The sequence below is a fragment of the Acetobacterium malicum subsp. dehalogenans DSM 11527 genome, from assembly GCF_000472665.1.
Taxonomy (GTDB): domain Bacteria; phylum Bacillota; class Clostridia; order Eubacteriales; family Eubacteriaceae; genus Acetobacterium; species Acetobacterium malicum.
This window is the reverse complement of record NZ_AXAC01000007.1, coordinates 96,300-114,469: the sequence shown is the minus strand read 5'-3', so window position 1 is coordinate 114,469 and position 18,170 is coordinate 96,300. Positions and strand designations below refer to the sequence as shown.

Sequence of the window (18,170 nt, the reverse complement as noted above, 5' to 3'; positions counted from 1 at the left end):
TGAGGATTTTATGAAAAAGACACCAATGGAAGAATGGATCATCAAAAGAACCGGGATCTCTCCGGCAAACCCAAAAGAGCTAGAGACCTATCAGCTCAAAAAAATCGTTGAAACCCTGAACTATGCAAAAAAAAACAGTGCGTTTTATCAAAAACAATTGGAGGGCATCGACCCGGAACAGATCAAATCATGGGAAGATTTTTATCAGCTCTCCTTTACCAGTGCCAAAGACATCAAAAACGATCCTTTTGCGTTTTTATGTGTGCCGCAATCCCAGATTGACCGGATTGTTACCTTGAATACATCCGGTACCAGCGGCAAGAAAAAACGGATTTTTTTTACTGATGCAGATCTCCAAAAAACAGTGGATTTTTTTGATTATGGGATGCGTTCGTTAGTTGACAGCACCGACCGGGTGATGGTCTTGCTGCCGGGACAAGCCTATGGTACAATTGGAAACCTGTTAAAAAAAGCTCTTGAGCGAACCAAAACGGCCTGTGTTGTTTACGGGCTCCTTACCGACCTGGATGCGGTCGAAAAGATCATGATAGAAAATAAGATTAACTGTATTGTCGGCATTCCGATTCAGGTTTTATATCTCAGCCGCATGAAACAAGAAGGATTCAAGAGCATGGAAAAAGTTTTGCTTAGTACGGACTATGTTCCACAGGCCATGGTAGCAGAGTTCAAAAGGAAGTTTGGTTGTCAGGTGTTCAATCATTACGGGATGACCGAAATGGGATACGGTGGTGGGGTGGATTGTCAGGCCCTAAACGGCTATCATCTCAGGGAAGGCGACTTATATGTTGAAATAATTGACCCTGTTTCCGGAAAACCAGTGGCCGACGGAGTTTATGGTGAGGTCGTCTTTACCAGTTTTGATCGGGAGGCGATGCCGCTGATTCGCTACCGAACCGGAGATATCGGGGCATTCTCTCAGGCAACCTGTCAATGTGGAACTTTTTTGCGAACAATGAAAAAAGTGGAAGGTCGGATTAATAACCGTGTTTACTTTGAAGACGGTATTTACTTTGATCTGAAAGCGTTGGAAGAAATACTGCTGGCCATTGAAGATCTGGTAGATTATCAATTAATCGTTAGTGATAAACACTCATTGAGAATTGACGTTTCCTTCTATAATGAAGAGCAGTCAGCTGAAAAAGAAAATCGCGTTAAAATGATGGTTCAGGAATATTTTGACAAAAACTGTGAGTTGCCTATTCAAGTGGAAGCTGTGAAAAATCAGCTGCAAAAACCGGATCAATTGGTTAACAGCATGGTCAAACGAAAAATAGTGGACCTGCGAAGGGAGAAGAGCAATGAATGATTTGTTAAAAATAATAAAAGACGCCCAAGAGCAAAGCGAGAATTTTGTTATGGCAACCATTCTGAAAAAATCAGGATCAGCTCCCCGTAGCGAAGGTGCCAAGATGATCATCAAACCGGATCTGACGGTTGAAGGAACCATCGGCGGCGGTCTGGTTGAAGCGATGGTGATACGAGCAGCGGCTAAGGTTCATAAGGACAAGTATTTTCAGATTGAGGAATTTATCCTTAACAGCAAAGATGAAGTTTCTCAGCGAATGGTATGTGGTGGCGACTTGAAAGTTTTATTAGAGTATATTGATTGGTGGAATCCTCAGACTCAGGTTTTTTATAGTGAAGCCGTCCAATTGATTGAAAATAAAACCGACTTTGTAACCATTACAAAAATACCTCAAATAAGCAATGAAAATGGTAGTCTGGAAAAATGGGTCTGTACTGAAACTGGTTTTTTTGGATCCGAAAGTGATGAAGTTTTCAGCCTGGTTAAAGAGATCAGAGAGAATTTCTATCATTTAAAATATAAAGAAGCTTTTCTGGAAAGAGAAGGGTTTTATGTGGAAACATTTTTTAATAAAGAAAATGTCTGTATTATCGGCGGCGGGCATATTGGTAAAGTTTTGGCAGAATTGTGCAAGCTTGTTGGATTCTATGTCACTGTAGTAGATGACCGGGAGGAATTTGCAAATGCTCAGCGTTTTAATGGGGTGGAAGAAGTGGTTGTGATCCCGGCCTTTGAAAACATTGAAGACTACGTTAAAATCGACCAATATTCCTTTGTGGTCATCGTAACCAGAGGTCATTCTGATGACAAGGACGTTCTCGCTCAAATACTGCAAACGGAGGCTAAATACATCGGGATGATTGGCAGTAAAAACAAACGCAATCATGTTTATCAGGCCCTTTTAGAAGATGGTTTTTCTTTTAGTGATCTGGAACGGGTGCATAGTCCCATCGGTCTTAATATTTTTGCCGATACCCCGGAGGAAATTGCGGTGAGTATTGTGGCGGAAATGATTCAAGTCAGGCGGCAACCAAATTGAAAAAGAATAAGATTGGCGTTATTATTATTGCCGCTGGCTATTCTTCACGGATGGATGGGTTTAAGCCGCTGCTGAAATTGGGAAATCAAACGGCTATCGAGCGGGTGATTGCGACTCATCAACTGGCCGGCGTGGATCAGATCATCCTGGTACTGGGACATCGGGCGGATGAAATAAGTCCTTATATTAAGAATAAACCACTGGATTTGGTGATCAATGAGAAGTTTGCTGAAGGGATGTATACCTCGATTGTAAAAGGCATCACCCAATTAGACGAAGCGGTCGATGCTTTTTTTATTCACCCGGTGGATATTCCTCTGGTGAAACCGGAAACCGTTAAATATCTGATGGAGGCCTCAGAAAAAACAAATAGAGGCATTATCTATCCCTGCTTTTTAGGTGAACGGGGACACCCACCGCTAATCCAAAAAAAATATCAGAATCTGATTCAGAAAAATAAGATGGACGGCGGCCTGAAACGCTTACTGGCCTTATATGAAGCGGATGCTGTTGATCTCCCACTGACTGACGAAGCCATTCTGATGGATATGGACACCCGGTCCGATTACGAAGCGCTGTTAACCTATGATGATCTGAGAGCACCTAATTTATGCGAATGTTACGCCATTTGGGATAAATTTAAGCTACCGGAAAATATTCGCAGGCACTGCGCCAAAGTCAAACAGACGGCTATGAGGCTGGCATCACAATTAATAGAAAAAGGCGTAAGTCTTGACCTGGCGGTTCTTCGGGCGGCAGCCCTGCTCCATGATCTTGCCAAAACAAAAAAAAACCATGCTCATCACGGCGGGGAACTTTTAAGGGAAATGGGTTACCCAACAGTGGGCGATATTATTGCTAACCACATGGATATTGTCGTGGGACCGGATCAAGCCATTACTGAAAGTGAAATCCTCTATCTGGCCGATAAGCTTGTTAAAAACGATCAGATGATGGACCTGGAAACGAGAAAAATTCAGACCCTGAACTTCTATAAAGATAACCCGATTGTAAATGCAAAAATAACAAAACGATATCAGAATGCTGAACTCATTTTGCATAAAATAAACAGAATGATCGCATAAAATAAACAGAGTCAGCCGACACAAAAGCGTTACTTAAAGCAGATTAACATAATCTTATCAGATTAAGAAAGGTACCGTAATGGGAATACAGATATACTTAGTCCGGCATGGTAAAATAGCATGGAAAAATGAAAAAGCTTATATCGGCCAATTGGATGTTCCCTTATCACCAGAAGGGATTCAGCAGTCAGAAAAACTCAGGGCACATTTTGAAACAATCCCTTTGGATCAAGCCTATACCAGTCCCCTTAGCCGCTGTGTCAATACCCTGGACATTTTACTGGCAGAGCGGCCCGTACCAAGGTTAAAGATTGATGCTTTAAAAGAAATTGATATGGGTGAGTGGGACGGGAAGACCTTTTCCGAAATTAAAAATAGTTGCCCGGAGATCTATGAGCAGAGAGGCCGGGAGCTCGACATCTTTGCACCACCGGCTGGTGAAAGTTTTATTGACTTACGGCAGCGGGTTCTACCGGCGTTTGCAGAAATTGTCAAAGAAAAATCATCAAAGTCAATTTTGATCCTTGCCCATGCTGGCGTCATCCGGGTTATTTTGGCTGATCTGTTTGGATTGTCAATCAAAGAAGTATTTAATTGGAAGATCCCTTATGCCGGCATCTTTGACTTATGTTATAATCAGGAAAAAGAAAAGTGGATTTGTAAAAATCAATGAAAAGAGACTTTAACCATGAATGAAAATATTTATCAAAACCTTATCAAACAATCAAAGGATCGTTGTGCCGGATATGGTATCACCGAGGATCAGGTTTTCAGTAAAAAAATGATCGACCATTCAAAACTCCAGACTAAATTTTCGGAAAACAGAGATCTGATTCTAACGGCTTCACCATATATGGAACATCTGATGAGTATTGTCCGGGGAAATAATTTTTTTGTGCTGTTGACTGATAAAGATGGCTGTATCCTTAACGCAATCGGCGATGAAAAAATATTGACAGAAGCGTTTGAACTTAAAATGGTCGCCGGCGCCTATATGAATGAAGAGTGTATCGGGACCAATGCCATGTCACTGGTCATAAAATCGGGAGAACCGGTGCAATTGTCAGGGAAAGATCATTTTATCAAGGCTTATCATCGCTGGACCTGCTCAGGAGCACCGATTAAAGATCCCAATGGAAACCTGATTGGCGCTCTGGATCTGACCGGCTATTCCGACTCTGTTCACCCCCATACCCTGGGAATGGTGATTGCGGCTTCCAACGCTATTGAAGAAATGCTCCGGGTAAAAGAATATAATCGGCTCCAGAATATGACCAATAAACATATTAAGACTATTTTTAATTCAATGCCGGTAGCCATCCTCACCTCGGATCTGGATGGTCGGATAAAGATATATAATCAGCGAGCGATGGATTTATTCGGTAATAAATATAAACAATTATCGGCTACCAATGTCTCAGAGATTATTGAAGAATGGGATAATATTAAGGAAGCGATCCATTCGGAAAAACACGTCAATCGGATCATCAACATTAAAGCACTTCGAAATCATTTTCATTGCCAAATGACCGCCAGCCCGATTTATAATCCCCAGGACGACAGTATTGAGATTGTCTTTGTTCTCAAGGAAGATCAGTCGAAAAAAATCGTCAAATCGGAGCAACCCTATTACACCTTTGATAAAATAATGGGGGCGGACAAGCATTTTGTCAGTACCATTGAGTACGCCAAAAAGATTTCCAACAATCGTTCAACGATTTTGATTCTGGGGGAAAGTGGCTGCGGCAAGGAAGTCTTTGCTCAGGCGATCCACAACCATAGCAAACGGATGGATGAACCTTTTGTGGCCCTTAATTGCGGCGCCATCCCCAACCAGTTAATTGAATCCGAGCTGTTTGGTTATGAGGAAGGTGCTTATACTGGTGCCAAAAAAGGTGGCAACATCGGAAAATTTGAACAAGCCAACAATGGTACCATTATGCTGGATGAAATTGGCGAGATGCCCCTCGATATGCAGACGCGGTTGCTGAGAGTTTTGCAGGAGAACGTCATCACAAAAATCGGCAGTCAGCGGTCGATTCCCATTGATGTGCGGATTATTGCCGCGACCAATAAAGATTTAAAGAAAGAAGTGGAACTGGGACGGTTCAGAAAGGATTTGTTTTATCGCCTGAATGTTTTACCTTTATATCTGCCGCCGCTGAGAGAAAGAAAAAGTGATATTCCCGTTTTATATCGATATTTTATGAAAAATCTGTCAGCCAAATATGAGAAAAAAGAATTTCAGATTTTTGATGAATCAATGAGGATTTTAGAAGATTATAGCTGGCCGGGAAATGTCCGGGAACTTGAAAATGTGGTGGAGCTGATCATCAATACTGAATCTTTCCCGACAAAGTATTTCATTAAGAATTCTGAGGAAAGCCAGCCTTATGACATTAATTTTATCGAAAAAAGACCACTGATAGTGACAGAAGAAAGACTGGAAGAGTTGGATCCGGCGGTGTTGGATATGACCTATGTCGAAAAAGAGCACATCAAACGGGTTTTAAAACTATACAAAGGCAATATCAGTCAAGCTGCCTGTGCCCTGGGAATTCAGCGAAATACCCTGTACAGTAAAATAAATAAGTATGAAATTCAGGTGTGAATTCCGCAATCAATTAAAAACTTACCAGTTGTGGGAAAGAAACAGAAAGGGACATAAAAATGGATAATCAATATGCCAAATTAATCGAAGATCTCCAGCAAAAAAATCAGGTTGTGATGCTGACGCGATTTAAAACCGTCACCGCAGCAGATAAAACAATCATTGAAAAGAGTCTTATCAGTAAGGATGAGCTGGAGACTGTTGATAAAAAGTTGCAAAAAACCATCGAAAATATCCTGATCAAAGGTTTGCCGGAGTTGATCATCACTGCCGATAATGAAACAGTGCTCTGCGAGCCTTTTTACGCAGAAGGTCGGCTGATTATTCTTGGTGGGGGACATATTGCCAAACCTTTGGCAAAATATGGTGCGGATATTGGTTTTAAGGTAACCGTTGTGGATGATCGCCCTGCTTTTGCCAATGAAGGCAGATTTCCGGAAGCGAGCCAGGTGCTCTGCGAAAGTTTTGAAAGCTGTTTTGATCATCTCCAGGTTAACGCTTCCGATTATGTCGTGATCGTCACCCGGGGTCATCGTCATGATGCGGTATGCCTGCGACAGGTATTGGATTCTGATCCCGAGTATTTGGGTATGATTGGCTCAAAGCGTCGGGTTAAAAATTTGATGGAATTGCTGGTTGGTGAGGGATTTGATGAAGGAAAACTTAACCAGGTTTATTCTCCCATTGGTTTAAAAATAGGTGCCGTTACACCAGAAGAAATTGCCATATCTATCATGGCTGAAATCATCAGTAAAAAAAGACTGAGTCAATCGGCTTCGGAAGGCCCGAAAAGAAGGCAAACCAACCAATCCGATTTTGACTATGAGGTGCTGGAAAATCTGGCCAAGGATAACACTGAAAAACGGGCAATTATTACGGTGGTATCAAAAAAAGGATCAGTGCCCAGGGGTCCCGGTGCCAAAATGATCATATGGTCCGATGGACGCAGTCTGGGAAGCATTGGCGGTGGCTGTAGTGAAGCAGAGGTCAGTTTAGCGGCCCGGGATCTGCTCCAGGCTGGAAGTGGATATCTCACGATGAAAGTCGATATGACGGGTTCCGTTGCTGAAGACGAAGGCATGGTTTGTGGCGGGATTATGGATGTGCTGATTGAAGTGTACCCGTCCATGAAATAACGAAATGATAAGCTAAAAAATATTTTTGTCAAAAAGGTTCTCGATGAGTAGCATCGAGAGCTTTTTTTTATTGCTTTTGGTTTAAGATCATTAGCTGAAACGATGCTTCTCCATAAGTTCTACAAAAGTTACTGTTAAGATAGGGTCAGAGAAGAAGTGACAAGGAGAGTGACTAATGGAAGAAAAGCGGATAACAAAAACATTCCCGGTTGCCGGGATGACCTGCGTTAACTGTGAAAATCAGATTGAGAACAAACTTAGTGAGCTGACCGGTGTATTCAGCGTCATAGCCAGCTATAGGCGGTCACAGGTCAGTTTTACCTATGATCCGGATCAGGTGAAACTGGCAACGATATTGGGTACCATTGAGACGATGGATTATCACGTGAAGCGAAGTGGAGAAAATAAAAATAAGCGGATAACTGAAAAAAACGAAAAGAAAAACAGAATCACAGAAGTTCTAGGAATTGCCATTATCATAATAGTTGCTTTTATAATTATTAATTATTTGGGCGGTTTTAACATCTTCAACTCATTTCCGGAGGCAAAACTGGGAGTGGGTTATGGGGCATTATTTTTAATCGGCTTACTCACCTCCATCCATTGTGTTGCCATGTGCGGCGGAATTAATTTATCCCAGTGTGTTCCGAATGCAAGGATAATAAATGAAAAGAAAACGACAAGTCTCAGACCTGGCATTTTATATAACGCCGGACGGGTGATTTCTTACACCATCGTTGGCGGGATCGTCGGTGCACTGGGATCGGTCATCAGCTTTTCTGGTACCGCCAAAGGAATTGTTGCTGTTGTAGCCGGGATTTTCATGGTAATCATGGGATTGAATATGTTAAATCTTTTTCCCTGGCTGCGTCAGCTTAATCCCAGAATGCCTAAAATTTTTGCCAGAAAGATCAATGAACAGAAAAAAAGCAACAGCCCCCTCTATATCGGACTTTTAAATGGCTTAATGCCCTGCGGTCCACTCCAGGCGATGCAGCTTTATGCCCTTTCCACCGGTGATCCGGTACAGGGGGCGATGTCGATGCTGGCATTTAGTTTAGGAACGGTGCCACTGATGTTTGGACTGGGAGCAATCAGTTCATTTCTCAGTAAAAAATTTACCAGTAAAATGATAACTGCCAGTGCCATACTCGTTCTGATCTTGGGTGTATTTATGTTCAGTAACGGCATCAGTTTATCCGGAATCGCTCTGCCTACGCGATCAGGCGGTGTTACAGCGGCTAACGAAGCTCAGCAAAGTAATTCGGCGACAGTTCATCAAGGTGTTCAAACAATCACAACGAAGCTTTCACCGAATAGTTATGAACCCATCACCGTCCAAGTGAGGGTGCCCGTCAAATGGACCATCCAGGCCGATACCAGTGACATAAATGGATGCAACAATCAAGTACTGATCCCCGAATATAATATTGAAAAGAAATTGGTGGCCGGTGACAATATCATTGAATTTACCCCCACGGAAACAGGAACGGTGCCCTATAGCTGTTGGATGGGGATGATTAAGAGCAGTATAACAATTGTTGATTAAAAGATAATAACGGGTAATATTAAAAGGAGGCTTTAAAAAAATGAAAAAAACATATTATTTACTGGGAACCGTGCTGGCGGTTGTCTTGCTGGCGACTGTCTTATTTTCAGGCTGTACCAGAAGTTCTGGATCAACCGGGGGAAGTGCAATTAATTCAAATTTGTCACAGAGCCAATCGAGCAGTACCGATCAAACCGTAACAGCGCAACCGAGCACCAGCAGTTCAGCAGCCAAAGCAATCGTCAACGATGGTATCCAAATCGTGTCGACAACCCTGGATCGGGGGATTTATGATCCCGTTATTGTGCAAACCGGAATACCAGTTAAATGGACCATCACAGCCAATGACGGCGATTTGAATAGTTGTAACAATAAAATGTTGATCAGAAGCTATGGGGTGGAACAAAAACTGCTTGTCGGAGAAAATGTTGTCGAATTTACACCGACCAAGGCCGGAACCATCAATTATTCCTGCTGGATGGGGATGGTGGGAAGTACCATTACCGTCGTTGATGATATCAACCAGTAAAAATCAATAATAAAAGATTAAACATTTGAATGAGTAAGAGGAGGGAAAATTAATGAAAAAAGAAACCATTAAAATAACAGGAATGACCTGTGCGGCCTGTGCGGCCAGAGTTGAAAAAGTTGTCAGTAAGATGGCCGGAATATCTGATGCTTCGGTGAATTTTGCCACCGAAAATCTGTCGGTTGAATACGACGAAGCGGAGACATCGCGGCAAAAAATCGATGAAGCGATTGAAAAAGCCGGATACGGAACGGTAGAGATTACCACAATAAATGAAGTGACCATCCCCATTGGCGGGATGACCTGTGCCGCCTGTTCGGCTCGGGTTGAAAAGGTGCTGAATAAACTTGAAGGGGTCACCACTGCAACTGTTAATCTGGCCACTGAAAAAGCCACGGTTCACTATGATCCTCAGCAAGTAAAACTCGCGACGATTAGGCAGGCAATTGAAAAAGCTGGATATCAGGCGCTGGAAATAGAGAAAAAAACGGCCGTTGATGAAGATAAACTGCGGAAGGAAAAGGAAATCCGGACGCTTAAGACCAAGTTAATCGTATCGGCCAGCTTCGGGATTCCGCTGTTATATCTGGCCATGGGGGCGATGATCTGGTGGTTGCGGCTGCCGATTCCCAGCTTTCTGGAACCGATGCAATATCCGCTGACCTACGCCATCGCGCAAATTATTCTGGTAATCCCGATTATCATCGCCGGCCACCGTTTTTACAGTGTCGGTTTCAAAGCCATTATCCAGCGCAGTCCCAATATGGATTCATTGATCGCAATGGGAACTTCGGCAGCGATTCTCTATAGCCTCTATTCTGTTTATCAGATCGGTTCAGGCAATTTCGGGGCAGTTGAAGATCTGTATTTTGAAACCGCCGGGGTTATCATTACCTTGATTCTGTTAGGGAAATATCTGGAAGCGGTATCCAAAGGAAAAACTTCCGAAGCGATTAAAAAACTCATGGGCCTTGCGCCTAAAACGGCCATTGTCATCCGGGATGGCGCCGAAATTGAAACACCCATTGATGAGGTCGAAATTGATGATGTGATCCTGGTCAAACCCGGGGGTAAAATTCCGGTTGATGGGATCGTCATTGAAGGAAATACCGCCATCGATGAATCAATGCTCACCGGAGAAAGTATGCCCATCGATAAGAAATCAGGGGATATGGTGTATGCAGCCAGCATCAATAAAAATGGTGTGGTCCAATTCAGAGCGACAAAAATTGGCGGCGACACAGCCCTCGCTCAAATCATCAAACTGGTGGAAGATGCCCAGGGCTCAAAGGCACCGATTGCTCAGCTGGCCGATATAGTATCCAGCTATTTTGTTCCGATCGTGTTTGTCATCGCGGTTCTGGCCTTCGCGGGTTGGTATTTCACCGGCCATACCTTTGTCTTTGCGATGACCATATTTATTTCGGTTCTGGTCATCGCCTGCCCCTGCGCACTTGGCCTGGCAACCCCAACCGCGATTATGGTTGGGACCGGCAAGGGTGCCGAGTATGGCATTTTAATTAAAGGCGGGGAAGCCCTGGAAACCACCCATCTCATTAACACCATTGTTTTTGATAAAACCGGCACCATCACCGAAGGGAAGCCTGAAGTAACTGACATTGTCACAACGGCCGGGGTTGACCGGAATTGGCTGCTTCAAATTGCCGCATCCGCGGAAAAAGGATCAGAACACCCCCTGGGTGAAGCGATTATCCGAGGCGCTGAAAAAGAAAGCCTGGAAATACTTACAATCGATACGTTCAACGCAATTCCTGGATATGGGATCGAAGTAGAAGTTGACGGTTCCCGTTTGTTGCTGGGCAACCGGAAAATGATGGATCAGAACAGTATTTCCTTGAACACTCTGGAAGCAGAATCAGATCGACTGGCAGAAGAAGGCAAAACCCCCATGTACATTGCCATGAATGGCCAATTGTCCGGGATTATTGCCGTGGCAGATGTTGTTAAAGCCAGCAGTAAAGCCGCTATTGCCAAACTCCATGAAATGGGGATCGAAGTGGCGATGATCACTGGTGACAATAAAAAAACCGCGGCAGCCATTGCCAGACTGGTTGGCATTGATCGGGTTCTGGCCGAAGTATTGCCTCAGGATAAATCAAATGAGGTTAAAAAGCTCCAGTCAGAAGGCCGAAAAGTGGCGATGGTTGGGGATGGCATCAACGACGCGCCGGCATTGGTTCAGGCCGATATTGGTATTGCGATTGGCTCCGGTACCGATGTCGCGATGGAATCCGCCGATATTGTGCTGATGCGAAGTGATCTGATGGACGTTCCCACTGCCATTAAACTCAGCAAAAGCACGATTCGTAACATTAAACAAAATTTGATCTGGGCATTTGGTTATAATGTCGCCGGAATTCCCATCGCCGCCGGACTGCTCTATCTGTTTGGCGGGCCACTGCTGAATCCTATTTTTGCCGCCGCGGCCATGTCACTGAGCTCGGTTTCGGTGCTCACCAACGCACTCAGATTAAAAGGTTTTAAGCCATAAAAATTAAGTTGAAAAAGGAGTAGAGATTATGAAAAAGAAAATTATTATAGCCGGGACAGCCCTATTGTTTTTAGTTGTCCTAGCTGGTTGTCAGCAAACAGATGTCGTCGGAAAGACCTCAATCACATCCTTTGATGCAGTGCTTCAGGCAATCCCCAACCAAATTGTCGAAGATGAGATAAATGGTGGCTGGGCCCTGTCGGCACCCGATGGAACCGCTCGCTTTATCTGGAGTAAAGATTACAGTAGCGGAACACCGCACGATGTAATGCTGGAAGTGACTGCCAAACCATTCATTGAAGCCGGACTTGATGTCACAAAACTTCCCACAGGGATGGTTATTAATGATAAAATTATGGTCGGAACAATGTTAGGGGATGAAAAATTAATCTATGATGGCGAAGTGACGCCGCTGGCGTCCTTTCAACAGATTGTCAATCTGAAACGTGATCATATTAAATACCACACCGCCCTTGATCATTATGGTGTTGACCTTGGTGATGGGAATATGTTTGAATGGGCGAAAGACCTGAATACCAATGACAAAGACATTGTCTTTGTTTTAAATCCGCAAATCTTTATTGATGCCGGCGTTGATCCAGAAAAAGTTGAAGGCTGGGTTTTTGCCAAGGTCAGCACCGAAGATGAAGATAAAAAACCAATTGAAGTGGATAAATTTTTAAAACCGTTTAGTATTAAATGAGTAGTTTAAAAAAATAAACTATAATTCAAGGAGGCGTAAGAAATGGAAAGAATGATTTTAAATGTTGAAGGTATGTCGTGTGCTCACTGTGAAAGAGCTATAAAAAATGCAGTTGGCGAACTCGACGGCGTTGAGAGTGTCATTGTCGATCTTCCTGGAAAAACTGTGGCAATCGAATATGAACCTGGCATGTTAACCTTTGAGAGCTTTAAAACTGTAATTGAAGAAGAAGGATACCATGTGTCAGGAAAAGTATAAATAATTCGTAATTAGTTATGAACTAGGAGATTGCTATGAAACATAGCTTAAGAACAAAATTATCGCTGACCATTGCCCTGATTATGTTACTTACTGTGGCCTCGATCAGCTTTTTATCGAACATTTTAATTGAAAAAGAATTTACTAATTATCTTACCATTCAACAAGAGAAAAGAACTCAGGAAATAACAGACAGTCTGAGTCAGCAATATGATATGGAAACCAAAACCTGGGACGCAGATTTCGTCCATACCATCGGGATGTATGCCCTTTATGACGGGTATATTGTCAAGGTTTATGATTTGCAGAATCAGACGATCTGGGATGCGGAGACCTGTGATATGTCCTTATGCACAGCAGTGATGGATGATATTTCACATCGAATGAACACAAAATACCCGCAAATGAATGGTGAATTTATGTCAAAGACCATCTCAATTACTAAAGATGGCAAGGTCATTGGAACCGCACAGGTCAGCTATTTTGGACCATACTTTTTAAGCGCAGATGATTTTCAGTTTTTGAATGCACTCAATACAGTTTTAATCGGAATTGGAATTTTCTCACTTATTTTTTCAGTTATCGTCGGGTCAATCCTGGCTAAACGATTAAGTAGTCCGATCTTAAATACGGTCACTGTCACAAAACAAATTTCTGATGGAGACTATGATGTGCGAATCACAGAAGTTTCAAATACCAGGGAATTAAATGAACTTATTGTTGCAGTCAATCATTTAGCTGATTCATTGGGAAAACAGGAGTCATTAAGAAAACAGTTGACGGCTGACGTAGCTCATGAATTACGAACCCCTCTTACATCGATTGGAACCCATATTGAGGCCATGATTGAAGGGGTATGGGAACCTACAGGCGAACGCTTGAAAAGTTGCCATGATGAAATATTGCGCATTGGTAAAATCATACAGGATTTAGAGAACTTGGCAAAAGTTGAAAGTGATAATTTAAAGCTTGATAAAACACAGATCAATCTGAATGAGTTATCAGAAAAAGCAGTGGGGAATTTTGCCGCAGAAATCGATAAAAAGAAGTTAAACGTATCGATTTATGGGGAAAGTTCAGACACATATGCTGACCAAAATAGAGTCAGCCAGGTTATCATTAATCTAGTTTCTAATGCGGTAAAATATACGCCGGAGCATGGAATCATAAAGATTTTTATTTCTGAGGATAAGCAGTTTGTTCGATTAAGTGTCAGTGATAATGGGATTGGGATCCCTGAAGATGAACTCCCCTATGTTTTTGAGCGCTTTTATCGCGCCGACAAATCCAGAAACCGTATGACCGGTGGTTCCGGAATTGGTCTGGCCATTGTTAAGTCAATTGTAACAGCCCATGGGGGAATGGTTGAGGCCGATAGTCACTTAAACGAAGGCAGTCGTTTTGTTGTCAAGTTACCGAAAAATAAAATGGAATAGGAGTGAAAATGATGGACAGATCATTTAAAGTTAAAATAGATAATACGGTTTTAGACTACATGCGAAAAAAAAGAAAGAGTAATTTAACACTTACGATCAGTTCTACAGGCGGTGGTTGTTGTCCAACTTTTGAAGTTTCTGAAGTTTCACTTGTAAAGCCAGATCGATTGGACGCATTTGATATATTCCAACAGAATGATGTTACCCTATATATCAGCAAGAATGCAAGGGTGATAGCGACGACACTGCATTTTATGCTTAAAAAAAATCTGATTGGGGCAACGATCCAAGTCGAAGGTTTAAGTCTAAAAAAGCGGGATTAATGCTATCCATATTAGTTACCTGGTAGTATAATGAGAAAAGTGTCACAAGAAGATTTCGGACTAGTGATTATAGAAGTCGTTGACGTTTAATTGAGCACCTGGGAAGGATAGAGGTTGGTAATAATGAACAATCAATTTAAAAAAGTACTTGTTATTGATGATGAACCTAAAATAATTGAGGTGGTAAAGTCTTTTCTGGAAAGTAAAGGCTTCGCCGTCTTTACGGCGGAAAATGGCAAACAAGCCCTCGATTTATTTGAACAGGAAAACATTGCGCTCATCGTCTTAGACCTGATGCTTCCTGACATGACAGGTGAAGAAATTTGTATCCAGATCAGAAAAAAATCCCGGGTACCGATTATTATGCTTACCGCAAAAATTGAGGAGTCGGATATGCTTAAAGGGCTAAATATTGGAGCCGATGACTATATTACGAAACCATTCAGCTTGAAAGCCCTATATGCCAGAATTGAAGCAGTTCTGCGCAGATCAAGCGATGATCTGGTGCCACTTTATAATAAAGCCTCTTTCAATGGCGGTGATTTGGAAGTTGATTTCGAAAGCCATATGATCAAAAAGAATCAGGTGGAAATTAATCTTACTCCAAATGAGTATAAATTACTGGCGGCGTTAATAAAATATCCCAGTAAGGTTTTTACTCGGGAGGATCTAATCAGAATAGCATTGGGTGATGAATTTGAAGGGTATGATCGGGCCGTGGATAGCCATATTAAGAACCTGCGTCAAAAAATAGAAAAGGATCCCAAAAATCCGTTGTATGTGATGACTATTTACGGGATTGGTTATAAATTCGGGGGTGAAACCCCCGAAACATAGGCTATTAACGAAGTTTCCCCTCGCCACTGTGATTAATTTGGAAAGCGAGATCCTTGATCACTTCGCCTGCTAAAATCAGACCCGCTACCGACGGAACAAAGGAAATGCTGCCGGGAATGGATCGTCGATCGGTACATTTTCGTTCAGTTCCCGGTGGACAAATACAATTGGATTGACAGCTATTGGCTAAGTTTTCAATTTGTTTAATCGGTTCTTCCGTTGAAAACACAACTTTTAAATGCTTAATCCTTCGTTTTTTGAGTTCTTTTCGCATGATTTTGGCGACCGGACACATACTGGTTTTGTAGATATCGGCAACCTTAAAAAGCGTCGGATCTAATTTGTTTCCAGCACCCATACAGCTGATGATGGGTGTTTTTGTGTTTTCAGTTTGGAGCACCAACTCAATTTTGGCCGAAATGGTATCGATGGCATCAACCACATATGAGTAGGAAGAGAAGTCAAATTTATCAGCGTTTTCAGGTAAAAAGAAGCATTGATGTGTATTGACCTGAGCATTGGGATTGATATCCAGAATCCGTTGTTTCATCACCTCGACCTTGTTTTGGCCCACGGTTTTTCGGGTGGCGATCAGCTGGCGGTTGATATTTGTCAAACAGACCTTATCGTCATCAATGAGATCAAATGAGCCAATGCCGCTGCGGGCAAGGGCTTCGGCAGTATAACTACCGACGCCGCCAATGCCAAAGATGGCAACGCTTGCCTGCGCCATTTTTTCCATGGCATCCCTACCAAGTAATAATTCAGTTCGTGAAAATTGGTTCAACATTAAAAATTCTCCGTTCAGATTTTTTTAGTTTTATTTAGAGAGTCTTTATCATAAGCATCTAAAAAATGATGTTTAATTCCGTCTTGCTTATATGAAATAATGGTATTGAGATTGATGTTTTCCACGCTTTTGAAAATATTACTTTCGATATAAGGGCTGGTTTGGCGAAATTTTTTCAGCAGGGTTTTCATTTCCTGGCGCTTGGAGGCTCCGCCTTCATTGTCTGAAATCATACAATTTTCGGTAAATCGGCAGGCACACTGAATAAATTGCAGGTCGTTATGTAATTTCCAGCTGATGATAGCTTCTTCGCGGATCAGATACATCGGCCGGATTAATTCCATATTCTCAAAATTGCTGCTTTTTAGCTTGGGCATCATGGTTTGTATCTGGCCGCCGTAAAGCATCCCCATCAGGATGGTTTCGATGACATCGTCATAATGATGCCCCAGGGCGATTTTATTGCATCCCAATTCTTTGGCGTGATGATACAGATGGCCCCGACGCATCCGGGCACAGAGATAGCAGGGAGATTTTTCAATATCGGCCACTGAATCAAAAATCTGCGACTCGAAAATAGTGGCTTCAATATTCAACAGCTTCAGATTTTTTTTGATCATTTCCCGGTTGATCGGGTTATAGCCCGGATCCATTACCAGAAAAACCAATTCAAATTCGAATTTATTATGTTTCTTCAGTTCCTGAAACAGCTTTGCCATCAGCATGGAGTCTTTTCCTCCAGAGATGCACACCGCAATTTTATCCCCTTCCTTGACCAGCTGATATTCATTGATGCCACTGGTAAAACGGCACCAGATACTGCTGCGATACTTATTTTTTAAACTTTTTTCTATTTCTTCATAACGTTCCATGATAACTCCTACTTTTTAGTTAAACTTTTATAACAACAATCAAATATTTCCATAAACTCCTGCAATTCGCTGTCAGTGGTTAAATGACAGAGGCTGATCCGCCAGGAAGTTCTGGCCAGATCCCGGCTTCCGGTGACCGCGAGAACTGAGCGGGAGGGGGTGTTATCGGTAGAACAGGCTGATTTGGTCGATACGCAGACTTCCTGATCACTCAGTGCAGCCTGAAAGGCTTGCGCCTTGACGCCTTTAACACTGAGATTAAGAATGTGGGGAATGGAATGCCCAGTACTGTTGAAAGAAACCAGCGGGTAAGCAGATAACTGCTTTTTTAACCAGGCGTTTTTTAAGGCAACTTGGGCTAGCCGTTCTTCCAGTTCAGCCAGGCACAGTTCAAGGGCCAGCGCTGTTGCCCCGGCCCCTGCCGTAAAAGGCGTGCCGCTGCGATAATAACTGGTGCTGGTGCCGCCATGGATCTGTGGTTCAAGGATCAGGCTGTCGCTTTTTAGGAGTACGCCCATGCCATTCAGACCGAAAAATTTGTGGGGTGAAAAGGTAACCAGATCGATCTGGTCTAAATGAACGGGTATTTTCCCGACAGCCTGAGTGGCATCCACATGAAAAAAACAATTGGGATAAGCAGCAACAATCGCCGAAATTGATTCAATTGGCTGACAGACCCCCAATTCACTGTCCACATAGTTGATCGAAACCAGAATTGTATCCGCCCGGATTAATTCTTTGAGATGATCAAGGTCGACGGTGCCGTCTTTTTTGATGGCTACCAGATCAATTTCATAGCCGATCGATTGAAGCTGCTTGAGGCTGCCGCTAACCGAAGCATGCTCCAGACAGGTTGAGATGAGGTGGCGACCATTCTCACGATAATTCCTGGCCACACCCTTAATAGCCAGGTTATTAGCTTCGGTAGCGCCAGAGGTATAGATGACTGCCATATTTAAGCAGTTTAATTGATTCTTTATTTTGATGGTCGCTTTTTCAATGAGCTGTTTCCCATTTTTGCCCAAAAGATGTGCGCCGTTGGCGTTGCCGAAAGCGTCCTGGCTGATACGACAAAACAGATCCAGGACCTGGGCATCCACTGGGGTATCGGCGGCGTAATCCAAATATATCACGTGTTATCTCCGTTCTAAACCGAATCATGT

At 42.8% G+C, this 18,170-nt stretch carries 16 protein-coding genes and 1 pseudogene; 14 read left to right on the top strand and 3 right to left on the bottom strand.

From position 1 onward, the window contains the following. Positions 1-10 precede the first annotated feature (10 nt). The 14 genes from A3KS_RS0104260 (at position 11) to A3KS_RS0104195 (ending at position 15,345) form a co-directional block, all read left to right on the top strand. Positions 11-1,327, top strand: coding sequence for a DVU_1553 family AMP-dependent CoA ligase (locus tag A3KS_RS0104260; RefSeq protein WP_026393872.1), 1,317 nt, complete (start codon positions 11-13; stop codon positions 1,325-1,327). Continuing rightward, positions 1,320-2,366, top strand: a complete 1,047-nt coding sequence (locus tag A3KS_RS0104255) for an XdhC family aldehyde oxidoreductase maturation factor (RefSeq protein ID WP_026393871.1) — start codon at positions 1,320-1,322, stop codon at positions 2,364-2,366. Before A3KS_RS0104260 ends, A3KS_RS0104255 begins: the two co-directional genes overlap by 8 nt. Next, positions 2,363-3,451, top strand: coding sequence for a DVU_1551 family NTP transferase (locus A3KS_RS0104250; protein ID WP_026393870.1), 1,089 nt, complete (start codon positions 2,363-2,365; stop codon positions 3,449-3,451). Before A3KS_RS0104255 ends, A3KS_RS0104250 begins: the two co-directional genes overlap by 4 nt. A 79-nt stretch (positions 3,452-3,530) precedes the next feature. Then, complete coding sequence (gene cobC / locus A3KS_RS0104245) at positions 3,531-4,124, top strand: alpha-ribazole phosphatase (RefSeq protein WP_026393869.1); 594 nt, start codon at positions 3,531-3,533, stop codon at positions 4,122-4,124. 15 nt (positions 4,125-4,139) lie between these two features. Then, on the top strand, positions 4,140-6,062 hold the full coding sequence (locus A3KS_RS0104240; RefSeq protein WP_026393868.1) for a sigma-54-dependent Fis family transcriptional regulator: 1,923 nt from the start codon (positions 4,140-4,142) through the stop codon (positions 6,060-6,062). Positions 6,063-6,121: 59 nt separating this feature from the next. After that, a complete protein-coding gene (locus A3KS_RS0104235; RefSeq protein WP_026393867.1) occupies positions 6,122-7,198 on the top strand; it encodes an XdhC family protein in 1,077 nt (358 codons plus the stop codon). 175 nt (positions 7,199-7,373) lie between these two features. Then, positions 7,374-8,747, top strand: coding sequence for an urease accessory protein UreH domain-containing protein (locus A3KS_RS0104230; RefSeq protein WP_026393866.1), 1,374 nt, complete (start codon positions 7,374-7,376; stop codon positions 8,745-8,747). A gap of 40 nt (positions 8,748-8,787) precedes the next feature. Beyond that, positions 8,788-9,276, top strand: a complete 489-nt coding sequence (locus A3KS_RS22305; protein ID WP_026393865.1) for a hypothetical protein — start codon at positions 8,788-8,790, stop codon at positions 9,274-9,276. Positions 9,277-9,328: 52 nt separating this feature from the next. Further along, positions 9,329-11,788, top strand: a complete 2,460-nt coding sequence (locus tag A3KS_RS0104220; RefSeq protein ID WP_026393864.1) for a heavy metal translocating P-type ATPase — start codon at positions 9,329-9,331, stop codon at positions 11,786-11,788. A 28-nt stretch (positions 11,789-11,816) separates the two neighbouring features. Beyond that, positions 11,817-12,491: a hypothetical protein gene (locus tag A3KS_RS0104215; RefSeq protein ID WP_026393863.1), complete on the top strand. Its 675-nt coding sequence runs from the start codon at positions 11,817-11,819 to the stop codon at positions 12,489-12,491. Positions 12,492-12,533: 42 nt separating this feature from the next. Beyond that, positions 12,534-12,749, top strand: coding sequence for a cation transporter (locus A3KS_RS0104210; RefSeq protein WP_026393862.1), 216 nt, complete (start codon positions 12,534-12,536; stop codon positions 12,747-12,749). A 35-nt stretch (positions 12,750-12,784) separates the two neighbouring features. Next, positions 12,785-14,185, top strand: a complete 1,401-nt coding sequence (locus A3KS_RS0104205; RefSeq protein WP_026393861.1) for a sensor histidine kinase — start codon at positions 12,785-12,787, stop codon at positions 14,183-14,185. 8 nt (positions 14,186-14,193) lie between these two features. Continuing rightward, positions 14,194-14,508, top strand: coding sequence for a CC/Se motif family (seleno)protein (locus A3KS_RS0104200; RefSeq protein WP_169727691.1), 315 nt, complete (start codon positions 14,194-14,196; stop codon positions 14,506-14,508). Positions 14,509-14,631: 123 nt separating this feature from the next. Further along, the gene (locus A3KS_RS0104195) at positions 14,632-15,345 is read left to right on the top strand and encodes a response regulator transcription factor (protein ID WP_026393859.1); all 714 of its coding nucleotides are present in this window, start codon (positions 14,632-14,634) and stop codon (positions 15,343-15,345) included. A 4-nt stretch (positions 15,346-15,349) separates the two neighbouring features. On the opposite strand, the gene A3KS_RS0104190 is transcribed toward A3KS_RS0104195, so the two are convergent. From A3KS_RS0104190 to A3KS_RS0104180, 3 genes and pseudogenes are all read right to left on the bottom strand, one after another. Continuing rightward, complete coding sequence (locus A3KS_RS0104190) at positions 15,350-16,135, bottom strand: tRNA threonylcarbamoyladenosine dehydratase (RefSeq protein WP_026393858.1); 786 nt, start codon at positions 16,133-16,135, stop codon at positions 15,350-15,352. 14 nt (positions 16,136-16,149) lie between these two features. Continuing rightward, positions 16,150-16,995, bottom strand: a pseudogene (locus A3KS_RS0104185) (tRNA 2-thiocytidine biosynthesis TtcA family protein); the annotation flags it as partial. Between the two features lie 20 nt (positions 16,996-17,015). Then, positions 17,016-18,140, bottom strand: coding sequence for a cysteine desulfurase family protein (locus tag A3KS_RS0104180; RefSeq protein WP_026393856.1), 1,125 nt, complete (start codon positions 18,138-18,140; stop codon positions 17,016-17,018). Positions 18,141-18,170: the final 30 nt, after the last annotated feature.